At 66.7% G+C, this 25,819-nt stretch carries 22 protein-coding genes; 9 read left to right on the forward strand and 13 right to left on the reverse strand.

The window, feature by feature from the left end; translation table 11 throughout:
• Positions 1-768: 768 nt before the first annotated feature.
• On the reverse strand, positions 769-1,746 hold the full coding sequence (locus tag IBX18_RS20130) for a helix-turn-helix domain-containing protein (RefSeq protein ID WP_194835158.1): 978 nt from the start codon (positions 1,744-1,746) through the stop codon (positions 769-771).
• Positions 1,747-1,831: 85 nt separating this feature from the next.
• Between IBX18_RS20130 and IBX18_RS20135 the strand changes: the two genes are divergently transcribed.
• Positions 1,832-1,990, forward strand: a complete 159-nt coding sequence (locus IBX18_RS20135) for a hypothetical protein (RefSeq protein WP_194835159.1) — start codon at positions 1,832-1,834, stop codon at positions 1,988-1,990.
• A 406-nt stretch (positions 1,991-2,396) separates the two neighbouring features.
• On the opposite strand, the gene IBX18_RS20140 is transcribed toward IBX18_RS20135, so the two are convergent.
• Positions 2,397-3,005, reverse strand: coding sequence for a DUF3043 domain-containing protein (locus IBX18_RS20140; RefSeq protein WP_306796353.1), 609 nt, complete (start codon positions 3,003-3,005; stop codon positions 2,397-2,399).
• Between the two features lie 259 nt (positions 3,006-3,264).
• On the opposite strand from IBX18_RS20140, the gene IBX18_RS20145 reads away from it, so the two are divergent.
• Together IBX18_RS20145 and IBX18_RS20150 are read left to right on the forward strand one after the other, a co-directional pair.
• A complete protein-coding gene (locus IBX18_RS20145; protein WP_069165132.1) occupies positions 3,265-3,621 on the forward strand; it encodes an iron-sulfur cluster assembly accessory protein in 357 nt (118 codons plus the stop codon).
• A 487-nt stretch (positions 3,622-4,108) separates the two neighbouring features.
• Positions 4,109-5,077 carry a carbohydrate kinase family protein gene (locus tag IBX18_RS20150; RefSeq protein WP_107655102.1) on the forward strand — a complete coding sequence of 323 codons (969 nt, stop codon included), beginning with the start codon at positions 4,109-4,111 and terminating at the stop codon, positions 5,075-5,077.
• Between the two features lie 456 nt (positions 5,078-5,533).
• Here the strand turns inward: IBX18_RS20150 and asnB are convergent, their stop codons facing one another.
• Positions 5,534-7,477, reverse strand: coding sequence for an asparagine synthase (glutamine-hydrolyzing) (gene asnB, locus IBX18_RS20155; protein WP_194835161.1), 1,944 nt, complete (start codon positions 7,475-7,477; stop codon positions 5,534-5,536).
• A gap of 446 nt (positions 7,478-7,923) precedes the next feature.
• On the opposite strand from asnB, the gene IBX18_RS20160 reads away from it, so the two are divergent.
• Entirely contained in the window at positions 7,924-9,009 is a 1,086-nt protein-coding gene (locus IBX18_RS20160) for a cytochrome c oxidase subunit II (protein ID WP_107660189.1), read from the forward strand.
• A 9-nt stretch (positions 9,010-9,018) separates the two neighbouring features.
• Complete coding sequence (locus IBX18_RS20165) at positions 9,019-9,435, forward strand: cytochrome c oxidase subunit 4 (protein ID WP_107655104.1); 417 nt, start codon at positions 9,019-9,021, stop codon at positions 9,433-9,435.
• Positions 9,436-9,994: 559 nt separating this feature from the next.
• On the opposite strand, the gene IBX18_RS20170 is transcribed toward IBX18_RS20165, so the two are convergent.
• From IBX18_RS20170 to IBX18_RS20185, 4 genes are all read right to left on the reverse strand, one after another.
• Complete coding sequence (locus IBX18_RS20170) at positions 9,995-10,807, reverse strand: SDR family NAD(P)-dependent oxidoreductase (RefSeq protein ID WP_194835162.1); 813 nt, start codon at positions 10,805-10,807, stop codon at positions 9,995-9,997.
• A gap of 1,200 nt (positions 10,808-12,007) precedes the next feature.
• Positions 12,008-13,285 carry an FAD-binding oxidoreductase gene (locus tag IBX18_RS20175; protein WP_147134234.1) on the reverse strand — a complete coding sequence of 426 codons (1,278 nt, stop codon included), beginning with the start codon at positions 13,283-13,285 and terminating at the stop codon, positions 12,008-12,010.
• A 51-nt stretch (positions 13,286-13,336) separates the two neighbouring features.
• Complete coding sequence (locus IBX18_RS20180; protein ID WP_194835163.1) at positions 13,337-14,902, reverse strand: alkaline phosphatase; 1,566 nt, start codon at positions 14,900-14,902, stop codon at positions 13,337-13,339.
• A 905-nt stretch (positions 14,903-15,807) separates the two neighbouring features.
• The gene (locus tag IBX18_RS20185; RefSeq protein WP_194835164.1) at positions 15,808-16,185 is read right to left on the reverse strand and encodes a VOC family protein; all 378 of its coding nucleotides are present in this window, start codon (positions 16,183-16,185) and stop codon (positions 15,808-15,810) included.
• A gap of 743 nt (positions 16,186-16,928) precedes the next feature.
• Here IBX18_RS20185 and IBX18_RS20190 point away from each other — a divergent pair.
• Genes IBX18_RS20190 through IBX18_RS20200 form a run of 3 tightly spaced genes read left to right on the forward strand, consistent with a single transcriptional unit; the run spans position 16,929 to position 19,957 of the window.
• Positions 16,929-18,404, forward strand: coding sequence for an NAD(P)/FAD-dependent oxidoreductase (locus IBX18_RS20190; protein WP_194835165.1), 1,476 nt, complete (start codon positions 16,929-16,931; stop codon positions 18,402-18,404).
• 43 nt (positions 18,405-18,447) lie between these two features.
• Entirely contained in the window at positions 18,448-19,329 is an 882-nt protein-coding gene (locus IBX18_RS20195; protein WP_373889209.1) for an SDR family oxidoreductase, read from the forward strand.
• A gap of 13 nt (positions 19,330-19,342) precedes the next feature.
• Positions 19,343-19,957: a TetR/AcrR family transcriptional regulator gene (locus tag IBX18_RS20200; protein ID WP_194835166.1), complete on the forward strand. Its 615-nt coding sequence runs from the start codon at positions 19,343-19,345 to the stop codon at positions 19,955-19,957.
• 256 nt (positions 19,958-20,213) lie between these two features.
• Here the strand turns inward: IBX18_RS20200 and IBX18_RS20205 are convergent, their stop codons facing one another.
• The 4 genes from IBX18_RS20205 to IBX18_RS42160 all read right to left on the reverse strand — a co-directional run bounded on the left by IBX18_RS20205 (position 20,214) and on the right by IBX18_RS42160 (position 23,441).
• Positions 20,214-20,885 carry a hypothetical protein gene (locus IBX18_RS20205; protein WP_194835167.1) on the reverse strand — a complete coding sequence of 224 codons (672 nt, stop codon included), beginning with the start codon at positions 20,883-20,885 and terminating at the stop codon, positions 20,214-20,216.
• 348 nt (positions 20,886-21,233) lie between these two features.
• On the reverse strand, positions 21,234-21,962 hold the full coding sequence (locus IBX18_RS20210) for a 1-acyl-sn-glycerol-3-phosphate acyltransferase (RefSeq protein ID WP_107655113.1): 729 nt from the start codon (positions 21,960-21,962) through the stop codon (positions 21,234-21,236).
• Between the two features lie 256 nt (positions 21,963-22,218).
• Positions 22,219-23,226 (reverse strand): ROK family glucokinase, encoded by a 1,008-nt coding sequence (locus tag IBX18_RS20215; RefSeq protein WP_147134253.1) that lies wholly within the window; start codon positions 23,224-23,226, stop codon positions 22,219-22,221.
• Positions 23,223-23,441: a hypothetical protein gene (locus IBX18_RS42160; RefSeq protein ID WP_228541434.1), complete on the reverse strand. Its 219-nt coding sequence runs from the start codon at positions 23,439-23,441 to the stop codon at positions 23,223-23,225. The genes IBX18_RS20215 and IBX18_RS42160 overlap by 4 nt, the downstream gene beginning before the upstream one ends.
• A gap of 15 nt (positions 23,442-23,456) precedes the next feature.
• Between IBX18_RS42160 and IBX18_RS42165 the strand changes: the two genes are divergently transcribed.
• Positions 23,457-23,714 (forward strand): hypothetical protein, encoded by a 258-nt coding sequence (locus IBX18_RS42165; RefSeq protein ID WP_228541435.1) that lies wholly within the window; start codon positions 23,457-23,459, stop codon positions 23,712-23,714.
• A gap of 325 nt (positions 23,715-24,039) precedes the next feature.
• Here IBX18_RS42165 and IBX18_RS20225 read toward each other — a convergent pair whose 3' ends face one another.
• Positions 24,040-25,344, reverse strand: a complete 1,305-nt coding sequence (locus IBX18_RS20225) for an ArsA family ATPase (protein ID WP_228541513.1) — start codon at positions 25,342-25,344, stop codon at positions 24,040-24,042.
• Entirely contained in the window at positions 25,341-25,778 is a 438-nt protein-coding gene (locus tag IBX18_RS20230; RefSeq protein WP_194835168.1) for an SRPBCC family protein, read from the reverse strand. The genes IBX18_RS20225 and IBX18_RS20230 overlap by 4 nt, the downstream gene beginning before the upstream one ends.
• Positions 25,779-25,819 lie beyond the last annotated feature (41 nt).

Below are 25,819 nucleotides of genomic sequence, written 5' to 3' on the forward strand. Positions count from 1 at the left end.
CGCACGCGCCGGAGCCGGGGGCTGGCGGTCTGGTGCTGGGCGGCGAGGTGTTGCACCGCCTCTTTGAGGTTGCACCGGTGTGGGTGCCCAGGACCGGTGCGGATCCGTAGAGAGGTTACGGCTGCTGAGACGGCAGCCGGCTGGAGGCTGGAGGCTGGGGGCAGGTGTTGCGGCGAGGGCCGCACTGCCTCTTTGAGGTTGCACCGGTTGTGGGCGCCGAGGTGCGGTGCGGATCCGGAGAGAGGGTGCGGGTGCTGAGACCGGCAGCCGCCTGAGGAGGCTGGGGGCAGGTGTTGCGGCGCGGCTGCACTGTCTCTCTGGGGTTGCACCGGTTGTGGGCGTCCAGGTGCGGTGCGGATCCGCAGACAGGGTGCGGCTGCTGAGACCGGCAGCCGCCTGAGGAGGCTGGGGGCAGGTGTTGCGTGCGGCGAGGGCGAATAGCCACTGCCGACGAGCTGTGCATCGCTTCTACGGGTTGCGCTGGCTGCGCGTACGGGGTGCGGCTGCAGAGGCGGGCAGCAACCTAAGGCCGGACTGGGCGGTCAGATGCTGCGGCGAGGGCTGCACCGCCTCTTTGAGGTTGCACCGGTTGTGGGCGCCGAGGTGCGGTGCGGATCCGTAGAGAGGTTGCGACTGCTGGGACCGGCAGCCGCCTGAGGAGGCTGAGGGCGGGTGTTGCGGCGAGGGCCGCAGTGCCTCTCTGAGGTTGCACCGGTTGTGGGCGCCCAGGAGCGGTGCGGATCCGCAGAGCGGGTGCGGCTGCTGGAGTCAGGCGGGGGTCTCGACTACCTCGGGCATGGCACCGAAGCGCCGACGGTACTCGGTGGGGGCGATGCCGACCAGGCGCTGGAAGTGGTGGCGCAGGAGGGCACCGGAGCCGAAACCGGCTCGGGTGGCGATTTGTTCGAGCCCGAGGTCGGTTTCCTCTAGCAGGTGTTTGGTCAGCAGGACGCGCTGATTGGTGAGCCACTTCACGGGAGTGGTGCCGGTTTCGGCGGCGAAGCGGCGGGCGAAGGTGCGGGTGGACATGGTGGAGCGGGCGGCCAGGTCCTCGATGGTGTGTGGGAGGTCGAGGTTCTCGTTCATCCACTCCAGGGTGGGGATGAGGCTGTCGGAGGTGCAGGTGGCGACGGGGCGCTCGATGAACTGGCGCTGGCCGCCGTCGCGCTGCGGTGGCACGACCATCCGGCGTGCGATCGCGTTGGCCACCGAGCTGCCGAGTTCGCGGCGCACCAGGTGCAGGCAGGCGTCGATGCCCGCGGCGGTGCCCGCGCTGGTGATCAGGTTGCCCGCGTCGACGTACAGCACATCGGGGTCGACGGTCGCTTCGGGATGCCGCTCGGCGAGTAGGTCGACGTAACTCCAGTGTGTGGTGCATTTGCGCCCGTCGAGCAGGCCGGCCGCGCCGGCGAGGAAGGCGCCGGAGCAGACGGTCAGCACGGTCGCGCCCGCCGCCGCGGCGTCGCGGACAGCGCCGACGACGCGCGGATCGAACCCGTCCTTCGTGGAGGCGGCCGGGATGGCGACGAGGTCCGCTTTCGCGAGCTCCGCGAGGCCGTATTCCGGGGTCACCGTGATGCCCGGGGTGGTGGAGTGCAGCGGTTTCCCGGGTTCGGCGCCGCAGACCTTGAAGTCGAAGGACGGGAGACCATCGGCACTTCGATCCATTCCGAAAACCTCGCACAGGACCCCGAATTCGAACATGGCCATGCGCTCGGACAGGACGACGACAACCTTCGACAGCATGCCGCCAGTGTAATGGCCGGATCTTTGCGAAGTGTGTCAGTTCAGCCACTTTCGGCGGTAACTAACCGAGCGCAAAATTACTGCCATGATTACTTTTCTGATCGTCCTCGCAGTCATCGTCGCTTTCGCCACCCTGGTGAGCCACTACTCGGCTCCCGCCGGCTCGACCAACATCACCGATCGCGACCGGCAGCGGATGCAGGCCGAGCTGTCGGCGATGCAGGGCCGAACCAGCAACATCTGACCGCATGTCCCCGCAACCGACCGCGGCCCGGCTCGTATTCCCCGAGCCGGGCCGCAATCATGTGGGTGGTCGACCGCATTGGTAGAACTGCATCGAGCTGGTCGAACGCGGAGGCTCATCGGACGCCGGATGCGACGGAGCCAGACGGTGCAGGCGTCGACCGAGCTGAACTCAGACCTAGCCCGGCTGACTCGGGTCGTGTTGCTGCTGGCCCGTCGGCCCCGGGCTGTCATGTTCGGCGGCCCTACGCGCTGGTCGAAGGCAGGCAGGGCGTTGCGGCGAGAGCTGCACTGCTTCAGAGGGCTTGTACAACAACAGGCTGTCAACCCGCCTAGGCAGACTGAGTCGTGGTCGTGAGGGAATCGGCGGCGGCACTCGAAGCGCGCCCCAACCCGTCAATGTCGATCTAAATCGCGTCTCCAGGACTGACCCGCGGCTTCGGCGCCCGCATCTTGCGGATCTGCGAAGCACGCACGAACGCGTACCAGCCGAGCTTGTACCCGGTGTCGTCACTGTCCGGGAAACGCTCCCTGACCCGCCCGTTCACGATCCGGCCGAGCAGGAATCCCTCGGCGATCATGAAGAACATCATCACCAGCATGGCCAGCGTGACGATCGTTTGCAGCGCGGGCGCGACGAACATCGACAGGATCAGCACGAGCGCCATCGGCATGAACAAGCCGACCAGGTTGCGCCGACCATCGACGATGTCGCGCACGAACGCCCGGACCGGCCCCTGATCGCGCGGCAACAGGTACTTGTCCTCGCCGGCGAGCATGCGGCTGCGCCGATCCTGGACGGCCGCTTTGCGCTCGGCCGCGGCCGCTTTGCGCTCCTCTTTGCTGCCGCGAGTGGCCTTGCGCCGGGCGCGGGCCTCCTTCGCGGTGAGCGGTGCTGGAGCAACCGGGCCACGGCGCTTGCCTTGTGCGTCACGGCGTTTCGGAGTGGGACGGCCCTTGCCCGCGGTGGCGGTGACCGCCGTGCGAGTGGAGCCCGCGGCCGAGCCGCCGTCCACGACCGCCGTCTGATCGGCGGCCGCGTCGGTGGTGCTGGACTCGCCGCGACGGAACAATTTCACATCGACCAGGCTATTCGATGGAATACCCGGCGGGAAATGCGGTCCGATTCGCGCAGGTGTCGCGGGTCACGGAGGTGGCGTGTTCCTCGGGACGCGGTGGTGGCAAGATGGGGGAATAGCAGCCCGCCGAGTGGTGTTGACCGACACGACCCGTGCGCTGTTCACGGGTCGACGACAGGTTCCTCGAGGAGAGTTCATGACTGTGCAGAACGAGACCGCCACCGAAACCCACGGTGCTGTGCTGACCGATGCTGCCGCCAGCAAGGCGAAGGCGCTGCTGGACCAGGAAGGTCGCGACGATCTGGCGCTGCGCATCGCAGTCCAGCCGGGTGGTTGCGCCGGCCTGCGGTACCAGCTCTTCTTCGACGATCGCTCGCTCGACGGCGACATTGTTGTCGAATTCAGCGGCGTCAAGCTGGCCGTCGACCGCATGAGCGCCCCGTACATCCAGGGTGCCTCCATCGACTTCGTCGACACCATCGAGAAGCAGGGCTTCACGATCGACAACCCGAACGCCACCGGGTCTTGCGCCTGCGGCGATTCCTTCAACTGACCGAACCCGTCCGCCTCGTCGCAAGCGGGTTCACCGCGTAAACAGCCCACCCCACGTGAGGATTGCTCACGTGGGGTTGCGCGTTTTCAGCCTCAGCGCCCCGGGTGGCGGTGCCCGCCGGAATTGGCCCCGATTCACAGCGGCACCCACTGCGTGCATGTCTGCCCCAGTGCCGTGGCCGCAGGACGACAGCCAGCTCGAGCCGAGCTGGCGGTGCCGCCCCCCACAGGGCATCCCGCCGTAGTCCACTCAACTCTGTTCCGACGGCTGTACCAGCACCCGAAGCGACGGAATCCGTAAGGATTCGCGCGACTCGCCGAGCCGACGAGCACCCCGCCGCGGCCCAACCATCCCGCGCCGCCGCCGATCTCAGCGCGTCCCCCACCGCATCGAGGTCTCGGAGCCGCCGACCAACATTGGTACGGTAATGCTGGGACTTCGTTCCCGGTCTGCACCGCCTGCCGCCTACCGTTGAAGGGCCAGCCTCGTGTCCATCGCCGTTTCCGCGTCCATTGCCACCGACCACCTCATGCGTTTTTCCGGACGGTTCCGCGACGCACTGCTGGCCGATCAGCTCGACCACGTCTCGCTCAGCTTCCTCGTCGACGACCTGCAGATCCGCCGCGGCGGCGTCGCAGGCAACATCGCCTACGCCATGGGGCTTTTGAACCGCACACCCCTGCTCGTCGGCGCGGTCGGCGCCGACTTCGCCGAGTACCGCCAGTGGCTGGAGAAGCACGGCGTCGACTGCTCCGGCGTGCTGATCTCCGAGAAGGCGCACACCGCCCGCTTCGTCTGCACCACCGACGACGACATGGCGCAGATCGCGTCGTTCTACCCGGGCGCGATGAGCGAGGCCCGCGACATCTCCATCGGCGACCTGGCCAAGGCGCACTCGCTGGACCTGGTGCTGGTCGGCGCCAACGACCCCGAGGCGATGCTGCTGCACACCGCCCAGTGCCGTGAACTCGGCATCCCGTTCGCCGCCGACCCGTCCCAGCAGCTGGCCCGCCTCGACGGCGAGCAGGCCGTGCAGCTGATCGACGGCGCCGCATACCTTTTCACGAACAAGTACGAGTGGGCGCTGCTGCTGCAGAAGACCGGTCTGAGCGAGGAAGAGGTCGCGCAGCGCGTCGGCATCCGGGTGACCACGCTGAGCGAGAACGGCGTGCACATCGTCGACCGCGACGGCACCGAGCTCACCGTCGGCGTCGTCCCGGAGACCACGAAGGTCGAGCCCACCGGCGTCGGCGACGCGTTCCGCGCGGGCTTCCTCACCGGTCACACCGCGGGCCTCAGCCTGGAGCGCTCGGCGCAGCTCGGTTCGCTCATCGCGGTCCTAGTGCTGGAGACCATGGGCACCCAGGAGTGGACCCTCAACAAGGAAACCGCCCTGGAGCGCCTGGCCGACGCCTACGGTGCCGAGGCGGCGGCGGAGATCAAGCCGCTGCTCTGAGCCTGCTTGCGGCACACGGCAGCCCACCGCTCGGCCGGTGTCGCGCATAACGTACAGCCGCGCAGGAAACCACAGAGGTTGCCGCGCATAACGTGCAGCCGTGCACGAAATCGCAGCGATGGCCGCGCATAATGTGCAGCTGTGCACGGAAATCGCAGCGATGGCCGTGCATAACGTGCAGCCGTGCACGAAATCGCAGCGTTTTCGTGCACGGCGCGAGAACGACTGCGCGCAAACGCATTCGCTATCAAGTGGACCACCAGCTGACGGGCGAAGTTGTGACGCGCCCGCTACCTACCGCACTTGCGCTGACGGTGCCAGCGCGTTTGCCCGTGAACGCGACATCGCGGCCTCCTAGAGCAGATCGCACCGCTGCCATGACTCAATGCCGACCTCGAACAGCACTGTGCCCCTCGACCTTTCGATCGAGGGGCACAGTTGCGTTCCGTGATGCCTCTACAGCGAGACCGGGTACACCGGCTCCTGGATCTCCGGCTTGATGCGGTCCTCGACGAAGATCCCGTGCCACACCATGAACACCAGCAGCGTCCACAGACGACGGCTGTGGTCGACGCCGCCCGCCCGGTGCGCGACGAGCATGTCGCTGATCGCGGCCTTGTTCAGCAGGTGGTCGGTCTGCGATTCGAGGATCTGCTGCTGGGCCCAGTCGTAGAGTTCGGTGCCGCGCAACCAGTGGCGCAGCGGGACCGGGAAGCCGAGCTTGGCGCGGTGTAGCACGTGCGGCGGCACGATGCCCTCGAGGGCCTGGCGCAGTGCGTATTTCGTGGTTTCCTTGGTGATCTTCTGCTCGAACGGCAGCCCTTCGGCGACCTTCAGCACCTCGGAATCCAGGAACGGCACCCGCAATTCGAGCGAGTTGGCCATGGTCATCTTGTCGGCCTTGACCAGGATGTCACCGCGCAACCAGGTGAAGAGGTCCAGGTGCTGCATGCGGGCCACCGGATCCCAGCCGCGCGACTGCGCGTAGATCGGCGCCGTCACGTCCTGATGGGTCCACTCGGGCCGGAATTCGCGTAGCACGGAACGCAATTGGGCATCGCTGAAGCTGCGCGCGTTGCCGTAGTAGCGCTCTTCGAGACTGAGTGAGCCGCGGTGCAGCAGGCTCTTGCCGCGGGTGCCGTCCGGAATGCGCTCGGAGAGCTTGCCCGCCAGCTTGCGCAGCCCGCCGGGCAGGTACTCGAAGGGCTTGAGCGACAACGGCTCCCGGTAGATGGTGTATCCGCCGAACAACTCGTCGGCGCCCTCACCGGACAGCACCACCTTGACGTGCTTGCGCGCTTCCTTCGCCACGAAGTACAGCGGCACCAGCGCCGGGTCGGCCACGGGATCGTCGAGGTACCAGACGATTTCGGGAATCGCGGCGGCGAACTCGGCGGGGGAGACGGTCTTGATCACGTGCTTGGCGCCGATCGCGGCGGCGGTCTCGGCGGCGACGTCGGCCTCCGAATAGCCTTCGCGCTCGAAGCAACTGGTGAAGGTGATCAGTTTCGGGTTGTGCCGCATGGCAAGAGCAGCGACCGCGGTGGAGTCGATACCGCCGGACAGGAACGAGCCGACGGTGACGTCCGCGCGCATGTGCTTGGCGACCGAATCCTCCATGGCCTCGGCGATTTCGCGGTAACGCGCGGCCGCCGAGCCCGGCGCGAACGGGCGCACCGTGAACTGGGGATGGAAGTACCGAGTGGCCTTCGGCGCCTCGCCCGGTCGCACCGTCGCGTAGCTGCCGGACTCCAGCCGCCGGATGTCCTTGTGCAGCGTCTCCGCCTCCGGCACGTACTGCAGCACGGTGTAGTGCTCCAGCGCGCGCGGATCCAGCGCGTCGGTCAGTTCGAGCGCGGGCAGCAGTTCCAGCAGGCTCTTCTTCTCGCTGCCGAACGCGGTCCCGCCGGGGCCGGTGGCCAGGAACAGCGGCTTGATGCCGAACGGGTCGCGCGCCAGGAACAGTTCCTTGGTCGCGGTGTCCCAGATCGCGAAGGCGAACATGCCGCGCAGCTTGCGCACCGCCTCGGGGCCCCAGTAGTGGAACGCCGCGACCACGGCCTCGCCGTCACCCTCGGTCAGGAAGATGCCGTCGTCGCCGAACTCCGCACCGTGCGCGTCGGCCAGTTCCTTGCGCAGCTCGATGTAGTTGTAGATCTCACCGTTGAAGGTCAGCGCGTAGCGCTCCCGGTTCTCCGGCGGGCCCCAGCGCAGCGGCTGGTGCGAGTGCTCGATATCGATGATCGACAGCCGGTTGAAGCCGAAGATCATGTGATCGTCGTGCCAGGTGCCGCGTTCGTCGGGGCCGCGGTGCCGGACGCAGTGCAGCGCGTCGTACACCTGCTCCACCACGCCAGGTGCTGCCTCGTCAGATGTCAGAAACCCGAGCAGTCCACACACGGCGTCGGCAACCTCGTTTCTCCGGTCGGGACGCCGCCGAAAGTGCGGCGTCCGGATGTCTTGCGGGGGCGGTGCGCAGCGTCTGCCGCGAGCGGTTGTTCCGGTACGTGCCGGGGCCTGCTCTCGCGGTGAGCACAGCGGCCGAAATGTTGTGTCCGAGTATGCCGCACACGCCCACTCCGCGCGCATCGCGCTCCCTGTCCAGGGCTTTTGCGTACCGATCCCGGGGTGACCGGGGTCCGCACGCCATTGGCGGAGTGTCGAATGCGACCCGACGACAAAGAGGGCGCCCGTTTGGTCTACGCTGCGTAGTACTCAGGCCATTCTCAGGCGGCGCATGCGCTCGACCGGGGACCGGCCTGACATGTGCTTAGAACGTATCGCCGGGCGGTCGCAGCCCAGGCGGTGCAAATGTCGGAATGTGTGGCGACCAGGAAGGCGTGAGCGTGGCGCACAAGGCGAGCGAAGAGATCGGGGCACGACCCGCCAAGGGTCTGCAGAGCCGCATCCTTCGGCGGGCCGGGCTGGCGGTGTCCCTCGGGATCACCGCGGTGCTCGTCTCGGGCTGCTCCATCGACAATGTTTGGCTGCGGTTCGGCTGGCCCTCGGGTGTCACGCCGCAGGCCACCCGGATGCGGGAGCTGTGGACCTGGTCGATCGTCGCCGCTCTGGCGATGGGCGTGCTGGTGTGGGGTCTGACCTTCTGGACCGTCGCCTTCCACCGCAAGAAGCCGGACTCCCCGGAATTCCCGCGCCAGACCGGATACAACGTGCCGCTGGAGCTGACCTACACGGCGGTGCCGTTCGTCATCATCGCGGTGCTGTTCTACTTCACCGTCGTCGTGCAGAACTACGTGCACGAGAAGGTGGCCGACCCCGACGTCACCGTCGACGTGACCGCCTTCCAGTGGAACTGGAAGTTCGGCTACCGCGACGTGAACTTCAAGGACGGCTACCGCTTCGAAGGCATCGACACCACGCGTGAGTCGTCGAACCAGGAGCAGCTCGAGGAGTACAAGGAACGGACCAAGGACGGTCACCCGCAGCCGGGCCCGGTGCACGGCAAGCCGGAGAACGACATCCTGTCCTACCTGCACTACGACAAGGTCGAGACCTACGGTTCCAGCACCGAGGTGCCGGTCCTGGTGCTGCCGACCAACAAGGTCATCGAGTTCCAGCTCGCCGCCGCCGACGTGGTGCACGCCTTCTGGGTGCCCGAGTTCCTGTTCAAGCGCGACGTGATGCCGAACCCGAAGGAAAACCACTCGGACAACGTCTTCCAGATCTCCAAGATCGAAAAGGAAGGCGCGTTCGTCGGCCGCTGCGCCGAAATGTGCGGCACCTTCCACTCGATGATGAACTTCGAGGTCCGCGCGGTGTCGCCGGAGAAGTTCACCAGGTACCTGGACGCGCGCCAAGCGGGCAAGACCAACGCCGAAGCGCTCGACTCCATCGGTGAATCGCCGGTCGCCACCTCGACTCGGCCGTTCAACACCGAGCGCACGACCAAGACCGCGGCCGAGGCGAAGTAAGGGACTGATATGAAGATCGAAGCGCGGATATTCGAACTGCTGACGGTGTTCTTCATCATCGTCGCGATTGTCTACGGCTACTTCACCGGCGTTTCCCGCACCGGCGTGGAATGGGCAGGCACCACCGCGACCGTGCTCACCGCCGGCCTGTCGCTGATCATCGGCACCTACTTCCGCTTCGTCGCACGTCGCCTCGACCTGCGCCCCGAAGACTACGAAGACGCCGAAATCGTCGACGGCGCAGGCGACCTGGGCTTCTTCTCGCCCGGCAGCTTCTGGCCCATCACCCTCGCCGCCGCAGGCTCCATCACCGCCCTCGGCCTGGCCTTCTTCCAGTTCTGGCTGATCGGCCTCGGCGTAATCTGCGTCCTCATCGCCGCCGCAGGTTTGGTATTCGAGTACTACCTCGGACCTGAAAAGCACTGAGCTATCTCACGAAAGCCCCCTCCGCTTGGTTGCGGAGGGGGCTTTCGCGTTCCATAAGCGACTTGACGCAGGTTGTAGGTTCTTGACGTGTGTTGCAGCAAGCGTCAAGAGTGCGCAGCGTGCGTCAAGCGGTGCAGGTTGCGTTAAGTGGGCGCGAAGGGGGTTGGGCTTGCGGAGGGCGGTGGGGTCTCGGTTGTATGTGGATTGCGTCAGCCGCAGTTCGCGCGGGTGCCGGCAGTACTGTTCGACCTGCTCGGGCGCGGCCGCTCGGCACGCTGAAGACCGACAGCCGCATCGTCGCCCAAGCTCGGCGGTGATCTGGCCGCAGTGATCAGGGCGAGCGCGCAGACCGGTCGGGCTACGCCGAGTAAGTGGGGGCGTCTCCGGATCGATGCCGGATGGCTGGGCGACGTTCTGGTGCGGTACTGGCAGGGCTAGATGCCGAAGGCGGGCGGTGGAGCGGGGGCACGCCGGCTAGGCGTAGAGGGGGAGAGTGGTTCGCTCCCCGGATCGATGCCGCACGGCTGGGCGACGTTCTGGTGCGCGGGATTACGGCGGGTTAGATGCCGAAGGCGTGCATTAGGCGGGCGGTGGAGCGGGGGGCTACGCCGGCTAGGGCGTAGAGGGTGCGGGTGAAGCGGGGTTCGGGGCGGGGGGTGCTGGTGTGGATGGCGGATTCGATGCGGTGGGCGGTGTGGTCGGCTTCGTTGCGGTCTTCGGTGGAGTCGAGGTCTGCTCGGAAGGCGGGGTAGTGGACGGCGGTGACTTGGATGCCGTGCGGGGATAATTCGGCGTCGGCGCATTGGCCGAAGGTGGTCCAGGCGGCTTGGGCGCTGGCGTAGGAGGCGAAGTTCGGGGCGGCGCCGGTGTGCACGTTCCAGGGGCCGACGTTGATCACGTGGCCGGAGCCGGAGCGGAGCATGGCGGGTAGCAGACCGAGGGTCAGGCGTAGGGGGCCGAAGTAGTTGGCGGCCATCATTCGCTGGTAGTCGCGGAACTTGTGCAGCGACTGCGTCACCGGTCTGCGCACGGGTCGCCCGGCGGTGTTGATCAGCACATCGACGGCGCCGAATTCGCTGAGCACCCAGGTGACCAGCTCGTCGACATCGCCGAGCGCCGAGATGTCGCAGCGATACCAGTGCGCGTCACCATTGTTCGCGCGGATCTGGTCGCAGGCCGCGATGAGCTGATCGCTGCCACGCGCAACCAACAACAGTTGCGCACCTTGGGCGGCAAGAGCGTGAGCGGTGGCAAGGCCGACATCCGAACAGGCCTCGGTGATCAGGACACGTCGGCCGGCGAGCGAGCGCTCCGGCGGACGGTGTCGTTTACGATCGGTGAATCCCACCGGGGCAGCACGAAATTCGGGCATCGGCACAGCAACCTTCACACGCGAACGGGCTGAACACACGCACGGCACCCCGCCGACAGTGCCGAAGCCGCCTGCCGCCGCAACCTTCCGGCGACCACATGCGGCCGGTCACAGTATAGGGTTTGCCACCCGGTTGATGGAGCCGTTCGCGCGGATGCCTAGCACCGTTCGCCAACCACCAGACGAACACCGCTGAGCCCCTGCGCACCTCACCACAGCTACCCCACCAGCCCAACTGCATCACCGAACGGGACATGAAGCCGCCATACCCAGCGCGCCACCGCCGCTACGTCCCGTGCGGTGATCGGTAGCTCACCGAGTGGGACATGAGGACGCCGCGTCCTGCGGTTTGCCGCTGCCGTGTCCCGTTGGGTGCACGGTGGCTTGCCGAGTGGGACATGGAGTCGTCGTGGCCTGCGGCTCGCATCCGCTATGCCGCGCTTGATGGTCGGTAGTTCGTCGAATGGTGAGGACGTCGTATTCGGTGTTCCGCCGCCACGATGTCCCGTTCGGTGCGCGGTGGCTCGTTGAGTGGGACATGAGGACGCCGCGTCCTGCGGTTTGCCGTCGCCATGTCCCGTTGGGCGCTCGGTGGTTCGCTGAGTGGGACATGAGGGCGCCTCTTCCTGCGGTTTGCCGTCGCCATGTCCCGTTCGCCGGTCGGCTGCACGAGGCGGTCGCCGAATGGGACGTGACGGCGCTGTTTTCAGCGTTTCACCGTATCCATGCCCCGTTGCGAGTTCGGTGGTTCGCTGAGTGGGACGTCGGGGCGTTGCGTTCGGTGGTTTGTCGGCCCGCTTGGGCGTGCGGGCCAGAGGCATGTTGCCACCGTCGCCAGCCGCTACTGGCCGGAGCGCGAGTCTGGTTGCGAGCGTGCAGGACGCGTGCTCTCCATACGCGACAGCTGGAATCGTCGCTGGCTCGGCATCAATGGCACTGCTGACGAAGGTGCCGACGGACGGCGGCTGGAACCGCGCTCGACTTGTAGCCGCGCCATGTCCCGTCGATGATCGCCTGCACGAGGCGACCGCCGAACGGGTCATAAGGACGTGGCGGTCTGGCGCAGCCCGGCCCGTGCCCGGTGGCTGCGAACACCAGCACCCCGCCGAGCGCGAACACATCGCTCGCCGGGCCGACCGTGATCCTCAGCGTGAGCCACGGGTCTCGCGCCCGTTGCGCGCGAGTCCAGTGCGTTGACCCCTACTCCTCCGACTCGTACCGCAGCGCGTTCTCCGACCGGCAGATCTCATCGATTCCGGACACGATGTCGCGCAACAGTTCTGAGGGGAGGGCGGCGGGGCGGAGGCGGCTGGTGAAGGTGATGAGGCCGTGGTCTTCGGGGGAGAGGCCGCGGGCGGCGGATTCGGAGCGCAGGTAGCGGGAGCGGACGCCGTAGGTCATGGCGGAGATGACGGTGAAGCAGCCGGTGCGTTCGCGGTGGCCGGCGAACAGGTCGTGCAGGCGGTAGAAGACCGATGTGTAGCTCGAGAGGGGTGCGAAAATGCCGACGCGGTAGGCGGGTCCACGCTCGGAGGAGCTGAGGGCGGTGTCGGCGAGGTATTCGGCGTCGCGCAGGGTTTGCACCTTCGGCGCGAACAGCACCGCGCCCGCGGCGGCGTTGCGCAACGGCATGCCTGCGGGTCCGCTCGCGGCGGACGCGATGACACCCAGCGACTTTCTCGCACGCGACCCGACCTCACGGCGCGCCCGCACCGAACGGGTGGGTGCGGTGGGGTGCAGGGTCGACCACTGGCCGAACCGCACCGTGCCCAGCTGCACATGCCCGACACCGCCGGGGCGCGCGACCTTCAGCGGCGCGGTATCGACCCAGCGACCTACTTGCAGCGCCGCGTTGCCCGGCCGCATGATCTCGGCGTAGGCGTGTTCGACGAACGAGTCGAAGTCGAGGAAGCGGTCCGCGTTGGTGGTGAGCCAGGTGCGGTCCTTGTCGATGTCGATCACGTCGAGGGTGAGCGCGGTGATGATGCCCGCGCGGCCACCCGCGCCGAGAATGCGGTGGAAACGCTCGGCGTGGTGGGTGCGCCCGCAGGTGCCGATGCGGCCGTCGTTGTCGACGTATTCGAGATCGACGACCTGATCGATGAACATGCCGTACTTGTGCGAGGCCGCGCTCACCCCGCCCACGGACGCGAATCCGCCCGCGGTGATGTCGCGATGGTCGCCGACGATCGGCAGGCCGAGCCCGTGCGCGCCGAGCCGCCGGTCGATGTCGGACAGCTTGGCGCCCGCCTGCACGCGCACCGTCCGCCGCCCCAGGTTGATGTCGAGCACCTGATTCATCCGGCGCAGCGACACCACCGTCGGCTGGGCGGGCAGCGTCAGGCCGTCGTCGAGTTGCTCGCCGCCGCGCACGGTCAGCCGTTGCGCGCGTCCGCGTGAATCCCGAACCGTGCGAACGACATCCGCCGTATCGCGGGGTAGGTATTCCTCGGCGGAGACAAACTGCGGCGTGCTCATGGCACGAAAGCTACTACAGCGCGGCCCGCGCCGCTCGCCCGATCTCCTGTGCTACCGGGCGGTCGGTTCCAGCCGCTGGCTGAACAGCACGGATCCGCTCGCGTCGCACAGATCGACCGTCAGTTCCCTTGACTTGCCGTCGATCCGCACCTCGCCGAAATGCTGGAAGGCATCGAGCGGACAAATGTTCTGCACGGGCGGTGCGTGCACGAACACCGCCTCAGGGCCGAACGTCGCATCCAGCGGATTCGGGCCGAACGCACCTGCATTGAGCGGTCCGGAGACGAACTCCCAGAACTCGTCGAAGTCGGTGAACGCCGCGCGCTCGGGGGAGTAGTGGTGGGCTGCGGTGTAGTGCACGTCGGCGGTCAACCAGACCACGTCGGTCACCTTGTTCGCCTTGATCGCCGAGAGCACCTGGGCGATCTCGGTTTCCCGGCCGGATGGCGCGCCGGGATCGCCGTTCGCCGGACCCTCGAACGCGACTGTGTCCTTCTGTTCACCGTCCTTGACGACCAGACCGAGCGGTAGGTCGTTGGCGACGATCTTCCAGGTCGCCTGCGAATCACGCAGACCCTCGATCAGCCACTTCGTTTGCTCCGGGCCGAAGATGCGACCCTCGGGACCGTTGTTCGCGTCGTTGGTGTCCTTGTAGGTGCGCATATCCAGCACGAAGACGTCAAGCAGCGGACCGTAGGAGATCTTGCGGTAGAGGCGGCCGTCCACAGCATCCCTGGGCTCCACCGGCATCCACTCGTGGAACGCCTGCCAGGCGCGGGTGGCCAGGGTGTCCATGCTGCGCTCGGTGTAGTCCTTGGCCGCCGGGACGAGTCCGCCGGGGTACCAGTTGTTGACCGTCTCGTGGTCGTCCCACTGCACCACCTGTGCGACAGCGGAATTGAAGCGCAGGTAATTCTGGTCGGTCAGGTTGTAGGCGTAGTTGCCGCGGAACTGCTGAAGAGTTTGTGCGGGAGCGCTTTTCGCCTCGGTCACGATGTTGCGCCAGATTCGCCCGTCGGGGAGCGTCACGGATTCCTTGATGGGATTGTCCGCGTAGATGCAATCGCCCGAGTGGATGAACAGGTGCGGGTCGCGGGCGGCCATGGTGGCGAAGATCTTCATGCCGCCGAGGTCGGGGTTGATACCGAAACCCTGGCCGACGACGTCGCCGGACCACTGCAGCTTGATGTCGGACGCGCCGGTGGGGACGGTGCGGAACACGCCGGTGATCGGTTCGGAAGTGCCGCCGTCGTCGCCCTCCAGGGTGACGCGGTAGTGCACTTGCTCGCCCGCGGGCAGGCCATTGACGCGGACCCGGCCGGTGCCGTCGGAATCCGGGGTGAGCAACGGTCCGGTGAATCGCTTGGCGTTGGTGAACGATTCGGTCGAGGCGGTCTCCACGATCAGCTTCGCGGGGCGGTCGGAACGCGCCCAGATCAGCGCGCCGTCGCTGCGCGGGTCACCCACCGCGACACCGTGCGTGAGCACCGGCCGATGCCGGACAAGGCCGGGTCCGTCGTTCGACGAGCACGCGGCCAGCGCGGGGGCGGCCACGAGGCCGAGCGCGGAGGTGCGCAGCAGGGTGCGGCGGGAGAAGCCTTGGGTCGAACCAGTCATGGGGATCACCCTGGACCAGCTATCTCAACGCAATGTGAACGGGTCCGGTCCGGTGGGGTAACTGGGCGGCCTGCGCGGACAGTTTCGGGCCGGTCAGCGGGAATTTCCGCGGTGAGGTGGGGAAAGTGTCCGGGCAGGCCGGGTGTCCCGCAGACCTGGCGGTGAGTCGGACACCGTTGAGGGGATCTCGATTTCGTCGCAGTCATGTGCCGTAAATGCTCTCAGTTGAAGTCGAGTCGAGTGTGGCTGGGTCGAGGCCGCCGCCCGTGGCCCTTGGTCGGAACCGTGCCATTGCCGCAGTCGCCACCGCCGCAGCCGCCGCAGCCGCAGCCACCGCAGCCGCAGCCGCAGCCGGAGTGGTCGAAGTTGCGCCGTCGCCGCGGTCGTCGCCGTGGCCGGAGTCGGGCCGAAGTTGGAGCCGTGCCAAAGCGGCAGCCGCCGTGTGGCCGGTGTCGGCGCTGTGCCGCCGCTGCCTGAGCCGTGGTCGCGGCGTGCCGTAGTCGGAGTGGCAGCCGTGGCCGAAGTTGGGGTCTTGCCGTGGCCGCAGTCGCCGAAGCCACTGCCGGGTCGGAGCCGTGCCACAGTCGTGGCTGGCGGCGTGGCCCTGCCGTTGGTGGCCGAGCGTGCCGTGGTCGCGGCCTTAATCGGAGCTGTAGCAGGGGTAGTGCGGATGGCGTGGCCCGAACCGCGCAGATGGCCGGTGCCGGGCCGTCGCCGGACCACGGCCCGGAGGCGTGGCCGTGGTCCGAGCCGAGCCGAGCCGTGGCGTGGCGTGGCGTGGCGTGGCGTGGCGGAGCCGGGCGGTGGCGAAGTCGCCGCCGTAACCAAGCTGTCGCCGCGTCGGGGGCCGCAGCTGTAGCCATGGCTGCAGCTTTATCGCCTTGCCCGACTAGGTGTTCGGTGCGTTACCCGATGGGTATGGCTGGGACGGTCAGGCAGAAGGGGTGGCCGGATGGGTCCAGGAGGACTCGCCAGCGATCGGGTTCGGGTTGCGGGTCGGGTTTGGATGCGCCGAGGGCGATTGCGGCCTGTTCGGCGCTGTCGAGTGCGGTGACGAACAGGTCGAGGTGCATCTGTTTGGGGACCCGGTTGCCGGGCCAGTCCGGCGGGATGTGGTCGTCTACCCGCTCGATCGTCAGTGTGACGCCATCGCCTTGGAGCACAACCAGTTCATCGGATTCGTACTCGAGCTCGAGACCGAGCAGCTGCCGGTAGAACAGCCCTAGTGCGCGTGGATCCTTGCTGTCGAGCGAGATGGCACCGAACTTGGCTGTCGCGGTCACAGCTTCCCCCTGCAGTTCGTCGACCCGCTGCGTGGCGAGGTCGTTGATCGGTTGGCGGTTCCGATCGCGAGTTTAGTGGGTGCGGCGGCCGGTTTTAGTTGGCGCAGAAGACTATTCGTGTTTTCTTTGGTGATACCCCTACTCGGGAGCCGAGTAATGCCGAGTAGATACGGTCGAGGAGCGGTGCGCCGGTGGCTGATTGGCAAGGCTCCCCACATGATGGCGACACGTGCGGTGCTTGCCGGGGCAGCTTGTCGTGCACGCGTATTGCCGAGGATGTAGGTGTTGTGAACTTCGTGTCGGCAGTGCAAATCTATTGCGCCACCGGCGAAAACTGTGTCGCCGGGAGGTCCTGTTCGGCGCGAGGCAAGGTTGTTGTGCCGTCGTTGAATTCTGCACCAAAACGGATCGACCGACCTTCTCGTGGCGGCCATTGTCGTGACATCACGAACTCGGGCTGGTTCCTGACCGAATGTGTCACTCCGGCTGCACGACAGAACCCCTATCAGGGCCCGTCAAGCGGGCCGGAGCGCCACTGCTCCGATCTGATCCTTGACTTATCGAGACACTAGAGGAATCATCTGATTCTAATGGAATCGGGTGATTCCTGTAGGGCGACGGCGCCTGGTCCGCTGCTGGCGGAGCAGCCCGATCGAAGGGTCGCCCCTGGTAGGAGAGCGACGTCGTGCTTTGTTATCGACACCTACCCGCAGCCGACCGCGTAGCGAAACAGGAAGTAGCCCATGGCAAACAGTGAAGAGCATGTGTCTGTCGCAGTCATCGGCGCCGGATTCGCGGGGATCGGGCTCGGAGTGCGGTTGCGGGAGTCCGGGTTCGAGGATTTCGTGATTCTCGAGCGGGCCGGCGATCTCGGGGGCACATGGCAAGCGAATACGTACCCCGGCTGCGCCTGTGACGTACCGTCGGCGCTGTATTCGTACTCGTTCGCGCCGAATCCGGAGTGGACCCGCCGGTATGGCACGCAGCCGGAGATTCTGGACTATCTGCGCACGGTGGCACTGAAATTCGGTGTGCTGCGGCATATTCGCTATGACACGGAGTTGCACGAGGCGAGTTGGGATGACGTACACGGGCATTGGCGGATCAACACGTCGCAAGGAACGATGACGGCGGATGTGCTCGTTTCGGCGATCGGCCCGTTCAGCGAGGCGCAGATTCCGGAACTGCCCGGAATCGAGAACTTCACCGGTACGCAATTCCATTCGCTGCATTGGGATCACGAACATGACCTGACCGGCGAGCGGGTGGCTGTCATCGGTACCGGGGCGTCGGCGGTGCAGTTCATTCCCGAGATTCAGCCCGCGGTGGGGCAGTTGACGGTGTTCCAGCGGTCCGCGCCGTGGATCGTGCCGCGGCTGGACTGGGCCACGTCCGCACTCGAACGGTCGGCGCTGCGGCGGATGCCGTTGCTGGGCAAGGCGGTCCGCGGCGCCTACTTTGCCGGTATCGAGGGCTTCGGTTTGGTCGGCTTCGTGGACAAACGATTCCGGCATCCGTACGAGGCGTTGGGTCGCTTCCAATTGCGTCGGCAGGTGCGGGATCGGCGGCTGCGCGAACGGCTGACGCCCGACTACATGATCGGCTGCAAGCGGGCGATCTTCTCCGACGCTTACTACCCGGCTCTCACGCAGCCGAACGTCGAGGTGGTGACCTCGCGGATCACCGCGGTGGGGCCGCGTTCGATCCGTACCGACGACGGTGTTCAGCACGAAGTGGACACCATCATCTGGGGTACCGGGTTCGGCGTGCCGCCACAGGTGTTCGATCGAGTCCGCGGCAGTGACGGCCGCAGCATGGGCGAGCTGTACCGCGAACGTCCGCAAAGTTACCTCGGCACCACGGTGACCGGATTTCCGAACTTCTTCACCACCCTCGGCCCGTTCGGCGCCGCCGGCAACCAGTCCGCGATCTACATGATCGAGGCGCAGATCCGCTACATCGTCGATGCGTTGAAGACCATGCGGGACAACGGACTCCAGCGGATCGAGGTCCGCCCGGAGGCGCAACAGGCGTTCCTTCGGGAGATGGATGACCGCAGCCGCGACACCGTCTGGGTGACCGGCAACTGCCGCAGTTACTACCAAACCGCCGACGGCAGTGCGAATGCCGGGCTGTACCCGAACTGGAGCTTCGAATACGCCCGCCGCACAAGTCGATTCGATGAGGACGCTTATCTGACGAGTGGGATACGTGGATGATGTCGGATCGCGAGCGAATGGCGAGGATCGCATGATGTTGGGTTTGTGTTGGCCGACAGCCGGTTTCGAGGTACGCGACCGGGTGGTGGTTATCACCGGCGCGGGGCAGGGGATCGGGCTCGAATTGGCTCGAATACTGCACCGGCGGGGGGCTTCGGTAGCAATGATCGACCTCGATGAGGTGAGGACACGCAGTGCCGCAGCCGAATTGGGAGAGCGTGCGCTGGTTGTTCCCGCGGATGTCGCCGATCGGGACGGAATGATCGCGGCGTTGGCGACGGTCCGGGAGCGGTTCGGCACGATCGATGTCGTCGTGGCGAATGCCGGTGTGACGCCGACCCCGGCGACGATCCGCACCATGGATTCCGCCGATTTCGATCGCGTCCTCGCAATCAATCTGACCGGGGTGTTCAATACCGTTCGCCCGGCCCTGGACGACATCGTCGCTGCCCGTGGGCATGTCGTGGTGGTGTCGTCCTGCGCCGCCTTCGCGCCGGGTATGGGCGGCTCGCCCTACATGATCAGCAAGGCGGGCGTCGAACAATTCGGTCGCGCACTGCGGGTCGAACTCGCGCCGACGGGCGCCAGCGCGGGGGTCGCCTACTTCGGCATCGTCGAGACCGCGATGACCAAGCACACCCTCGACGAGGACGAACTAGGCCGCGCCGTTGGGCAATTGCTGCCATGGCCGTTGAACCGGCGCATCACCGCCGCCGAGGCCGCCGCCAGCATCGCCGACGGCATCACCCATCGAGCGGCGCGCACGATCGCCCCGAGCGTCTGGGAGCCGTATGCCCTGCTACGCGGTGCGGTCAACGTCGCGCTCGACCGGTATCTCAGCCTCGACCCGCGCACGCACGACCTGATCCGCCGACTGGAACAACGCGTGTCGCCGCGCACGGCGGAGTCCCCGACCGCGCCGTGACATCATCAGCACCGTGAGTTCGTCAGCCGACAACACCTGGCGCGGCAGCACCATGGCCGACCGTTCCGCCGAGCGGCGCGACCAATTGGTGCGCGCCGGGTTCGAACTGCTCGGCGCGGATGGCGCGGCGGCTACCACCATGCGGGCTGTCTGCCGGACGGCCGGGCTGAGCCTGCGCTATTTCTACGAGAGCTTCCCCGATCGTGAAGCGCTGCTCGTGGAGGTGTACGACCAGGTCGCGCACGGTCTGCTGGACGCGGTCACGACGCGGTTGGCCACGGCACCCGGCGACGAAACCGCCCGCCTACGCGTGGCTTTCGATGCGGCTGCCCAGTACTTCGAGGAAGACCCGCGCCGCGGCCGAATCATGTTCCGCGAAACCCTAGCTGACGACACTCTGCGCACCCATGGCTCGGCCGTCCTCCCCAATTTCGTGCTCCTCGTCGCCGCCCAATTCGCCCCCGGCCAGTCGCTCCATACGGAACACCTCACCATGCCGATCAGTGCCCTGTCCGGTGCCCTCGTCTCCCTCTTCCTCGACTGGCTCACCGGTCGAATCCCAGCCACCCGCGCCGAAATAGTCGACTACGCCACCCATCTCACGACTGCAATCCTCGCCAAGCCGTAGGTCGGGACGGCGACGGCGCTGGTTTCCCCTCGGTGCTGTTGCCGTCGAAGCTGGCGCCTACATTCCAGGGGTGCCCGGCTGGACAATCTGATCCGGCGCGGTAGTGAACCCGCCGCCGCGTTCGGTTTTCGCAACTCGCAGTATCAGCCTGTGCGCGGTGTAGTTCCACAATGCGGGCGCCCACACGCAGGGCGGTGGCCCGCGCAGCCACAACCGCAGCCACCGCAGCGCCGCGACTTCGGCGGCTAGTGGTCGATCAGCGGGTGGGCGCCCACACCTGTCCGGTGAAGCTCACGTCTGTGACACCTTTGGCGGAGATGAGGAACGATCCGATCGTGAGCTGTCCGACACGGGTCTTGTCGGGGTTCTTCGGATCTCTCACGCGCAAACACAACTCACTGCCGGGTTTCATTTCCGTCCACTTGATCTGCGTCCGGGAGTACGACTGGCTGCGACAGGTCTGGTACGTCGCACTGACACCGTCGGCAAGCAGCACCAGCTGCACACCCCCGAGATGGTCCTGGCCTACCGTCAGATAGTTGATGTCATTCGGCCAGTTGCCTAAGTCCCAGGGATCTTTATCGAGGTCTTTGGTCTGGTTCCACGGTTGAGAGTCGCGAAATGTTCCCGTAGAGAATGGAAGCGGTGACTCCTCATCGGGTGGCGTAGTGGTCGGCACCGTGGTCGAGGTAGTACTGCTCGGGCCGCCGGGCACAGAGCTAGATGGTGTCGAGCTGGTGATACCACTCGTCGTACCGTTCGAGCTCGAGCACTGCTGGACGCCGAAGATGACGGCGACCACCAAGCCTGCGGCGGTGAGCAGTGCACCTATCTTCTGCCAGTCCGGGACAGTAGATCCGGGTTCGCCACCCGGATCGCTGCTTCCCGGACCACCGTTGCCATCCCCGGTCCCACTTCCGACCGACACCGTGTTCCCCCACTATTCGAGACGTATGACCTCGGCACCTGCGAGGCATCGGCAGCTAACCTAGCTCGAATCAATCACGGCCGGGCCATTGCCGCGAAATCTCTTCGTGCGCATGCGCGGTCGCTTGTCGAACACCGGCCCATGCGGATGGAATCACCACGACAACCGCACCGGAGGAAGTGCCTGACGGTGCAGGCGATGATCGCAGCAAGCTCATGATCGATAGTTCTGCGAGTGCCGGGCGAGCATCCCCCCGGTGCTGCTCGAAGAGTGGTGGACGACCGTGCGCCACAAACAGCTCCGCCGACCAGCGATTCTGCTGGTCGGCGGGCTACGGCTGGGTGAGGCTCAGCTGGCGGCGGTGTGCGGGATGCGAGTCGCTTCTTCGCGGGGCGCGCCGCTGGGCACGTTCTTCTTGAGGCTGGCGGCGTAGACGTCGACGTATTCCTGCCCGCCGAGCTGCATGAGCTCGTACATGACCTCGTCGGTGACGGCGCGCTCGACGAAGCGGTTGCCGCCCATGCCTTCGTAGCGGGAGAAGTCGATGGGGGTGCCGAACTTGACGGTGACCTTGCGGCGACGCCAGCGGAAAGGTCCGGGCGGGCTCACCTGGTCGGTGCCGATGACGGCGACCGGGATGACCGGGACGCCGGTCTCCAGCGCGAGGCGGGCCAGGCCGGTCTTGCCCTTGTACAGGCGGCCGTCGGGGGAGCGGGTGCCCTCGGGGTAGAGGCCGACGAGGCGGCCCTGATCGAGCAGTTTGCGGGCGGCGTTGAGTGCGTCCTCGGCCGCGTCGGCGCCGGTGCGGTCGATCGGGAACTGTCCGGTGGTGGTGAAGAACCACTTCTGGAAGGCGCCCTTGATGCCCGGGGTGTTGAAATACTCGGCCTTGGCCAGGTAGTTGATGCGACGGGGACTCATCAGCGGAGCGAACAGCCAATCCGCGAAGGAGAGATGGTTACCCGCCATGATCGCCGGTCCGTCCGCCGGAATGTTCTCTACGCCCTCGACCGTTGGCCTGTTGTAGAGATGCATGAACGGTCCCAGCAGCGCGTACTTCAGCAGCCAGTAGAACATGACGTCCTTCCCCCGGACCGGGATAGAGGCGGGCACCTGCGTCAGTTGCCGACTTTACCGCTGGTGCCAGATCACATCCAACCGCAGCGGCGAATCTCACCACACTCTGCCATGAGCAGGCGGATGCGCCGTAATCGGTGACCGGCAGCTGATTCCTCGGCGGCCGGATCAGGAGGTCATCGGCGACCGAAGCAAAGTCTTCGACCACCGAATACCACTGCTGCAGGCGATGAAACGTCGACTGTCCGGGGAAAGCTCAGTGGCTGCGGGCTACTCGCGAGGACTTGCGTTCGCTTTCGATGAGTGCGGCGCGGGCCAGGTCGGCGGCGCCGATCATGCCCGCGGCTTCGCCCAGTTGGGTGGTGCGGATGCGGGCCAGCGGCCGGTGACCCGCGCCGGTGACCGAGCGGGCGTATTCCTCGCGTGCCTCGTCCAGGAAGAGTGGCGCGGAGCTGCTGACGCCGCCGGCGATGACGACCAGGTCGGGGTCGAAGATGTCACTGACGAAGGCCAAGCCGAGCCCGAGCCAGCGGGCGAAATCCTCCATGACGCGGACGGCGAGCGGATCGCCGTCTTGCGCGGCATTGGCGACGCGGCGGCCGGTGAGTGAACCGGGGTCGCGGAAGACGTCCCTGGCCAGGACCGAGCGGACCGGGTCGGTGGCCAGCATTTCGATCGCGGTGTCGGCGAGCGCCGTTCCGCTGCAATACCTTTCCCAGCAGCCGCGTTTGCCGCACGGGCAGGCGCGGCCCTGCGGCACGACCTGGAGGTGGCCGAGTTCCGGTGCGACGCCGTGCGTTCCGCGATACAGCTGACCGTCGATGAGCAGGGCGGCGCCGATGCCGGTGCCGATCGCGACGAGCACCACGTTGTGACCGCCGGCCGCCGCGCCGAATCGATACTCGGCCCACATGGCGGCGTTGGCGTCGTGCTCCAGGAGGACGGGAAGCTCTAGGCGTTCGGTCAGCCGCTGCGCGACGGGCGTGTCTTGCCAAGGCAGGTGCGGTGCGAAACGGACGGTGGAGCGATCGCCGTTGATGAACCCGGCGACGGCCAGACCGACTGCGCCGATCGGGTGCCGTTCGCACAGCTCGCGGACCGACCGGGCGAGTGCGTCCTCGAGCGCCTTGGCGGAGTGCGGGGTCGGCGCTTGGACGGTGTCGAGTACCTCGCCGCTGGTGTCGATCACGGAGGCGCGAATGTTGGTGCCGCCGACGTCGATTCCGACGGTCAGCGGTCGCGCACCTGCTATGCGGTGCGTCATGCCTTGATCGTCACGGGAATGCTGACATAGCGGGAGCGGGTGCCCGTCCGCGATGTGTGGTGTCCGGCAGCGGGTTCCGCGCCGGTCGGCGTCGAATCCGGTGACACGCCATGGTTGTGGCGGGTCGGATCGGACTCGGGCATGACCGGCTCGACCGGTACCCCGGCCAATGCCTCACGCAGCACCGTCACGATGGCGGTGCCGTGATCGGCCACGGACTGGAGCACCTCATGGTGTTGACCGCGCATCAACGCGGCCGCTGCGCAAACGGGGCACCAATTGCAGCTCGACCACTCCACTTGCCCGTCGGCCGCTTGGCGCAATACCGGTTCCACGCGCTCGAGCACGGATTCGGCGAGCAGCTTCAGCTCGGCGGCGAACTCGGCAAGGCCGTCGATTGGATCGTCTTCTGCGGCAGTGCCTTTCGACCGGCCACCGGATTTCGATTGCGGCCCGGCATGAGCTGTGTCCTCGGCGCGACGAGCTGAACCAGCGGTCCGATCCTCGCGCGGACCAGATCCGGTGCCCCGTCCCGAGCTGCCAGCGGTCTGCTCACCAGGCGTAGCAGGTTCTTCGGCGTCCCGGTCCGAACTGTCGGCAGTCCGATCACCGACCGAGTCCGATCGCTTGGCGCGCCATCCCGACCTACCGGCCGTCCGATCATCGGCGGTGCTCGGTCCGTCGACGTCCTGATCGGAACCAAATGCAGCCGGATCACCGCTGACATCCCGGTCTCCGGCCTCGGAACCTCGTGTGCCCCGACTCTCGGCAGACTCACCACTTCCACCCCGCCGGAAAAACCCGCCGCTCCGCTCACTCATCGCCGCTACCTTCCGGCCATAAGTCCGGGTCGGGCCGGAATCGCACCACGAGCTGACCACCGTCGAGTTCGGCGCCGTCGACCGTGCACCGCCGCAATACCGGCGCAAGACGAACTCGCCGCCGGACACCGTCCGCTCCCACGATCAAATCGTCCTCCACTCGGCCAAGTCGCAGTGTCGCCGCATCGACAACGGGCAGGGGCATCCGCAGTGTGTATATCGCGTGCAGACCGCTGCCTGATTCCCATCGAACCATCGGTTCGCCGGAACTCGCGTCAACCTCCGTCGGACTGTCGCTCAGCATAAAGGCTGGGTCGCCGGTGTTCCTGTCCGAGTCCACCGCGTACGACAGGGCCGCGAGCGAGGTCAGTCCGATCGGTTCCGGTCCGGTGTGCTGTGCGATCAGGACGGGGATACCCGGCATCGCGCGTTCTAATTCGGCGATCGCGGCCAGCTGTTCGGCGCGCCGGTTCAGATACCAGTGCACCGCGGGGTGCGCGCTGTCGAGCGGCGCGGCGGGGTCGAGTGGCGTGGTCGGCGGCAGCACCTTGTTGACCACCACCGCGTCCAGCCGCAACCCGAGCAACGTTGCGGCGGAGCGCACCCGCTCGGACTCGGCGAGCGTCACCCGCTCCGCGACGGTGATCAGGCGCGCGCCGGTGCGCCGGTGGTCGGCGAGCAGATCGCGGACCTCGGTGACTGCCTTGACGATCCGTTCGACGGTCGCGGCGAGCACGGCGCGGCGCAGGTCGGTGCCGACTGTGCTCATCGCCCTGGCGTGCGGCGGCCAGATCCGCTCGAGATAACCGAGCAGGGTGTCCGGCGCGGTGATGATGCGCAGCATGTCGGCCGAGGGTGGGCAGTCGATGACGATCACGTCCCAGTCGTCCTCGTTGGCGAACTGGGTGATCTCGACGAGCATCAGCAGTTCCTGCACGCCGGGCAGGCCGGTCAGTTCGGCCGGGTCCAGTGCGGCGAGGTCGATGCCGTGGTCGTGCCCGGTGCCCGGCGACAGCACGCGGACCACGTCGCGGAACCGATCCTCCAGCAGCGCAAGGGAATCCACCTCGATCACGTCGAGACCGGGCAGCACGGTGGCGATCCCGGTGACGGTGCCCGGATCGTGCGGGAAACGGAAGCCGAGCGCGTCGCCGAGCGAATGCGCCTGGTCCAGCGAGGCGACCAGCACGCGGCGGCCCGCTCTGGCATAGGACATGGCGGTGGCACACGCCAGCGTCGTCTTGCCTACCCCGCCTTTGCCGATGAACAGTTCGACACGGGTCGTGTGCGTCGTCAGCCTTCGACCCGTTTCTTCAGTTCTTTCAGCGCGGTGTCGGTGATCACCTTCTCGGCTTTGCGTTTGAACATGCCGATCATCGGGATGTTCAAGTCGACGGTCAGCGTGTAGACGACCTCGGTGTGACCGTTGGGCTGGTCGATGAGTTCGTAGGTGCCGTTCTGTGCTTTCTGCAGCTCACCGCTGACCAGCGTCCAGCTGACCGCCTTGTTGTCCGGGCGCCAGGTATAGGCGAGGACATAGCTGTCTTTCACCACGCCCGCGTCGAGGACGAATCGCGCGGTGCGCGCCCGGCCATCCGGGTCCTTTTCCTGTACTTCCACCGATTTCGCCGCCGCGACCCACTCCGGGTAGGACTCCAGGTCGGCGATGACGGACATCACCTGCTGCGACGGGGCCTCGATGATGATCGACCTCTGGGTCCTGTCGGCCATAGCGGACAGCTGTTCCTTTCAGCGTCGGTGCTGTACTGGGT

The organism is Nocardia sp. XZ_19_369, assembly GCF_015355715.1.
GTDB lineage: Bacteria > Actinomycetota > Actinomycetes > Mycobacteriales > Mycobacteriaceae > Nocardia.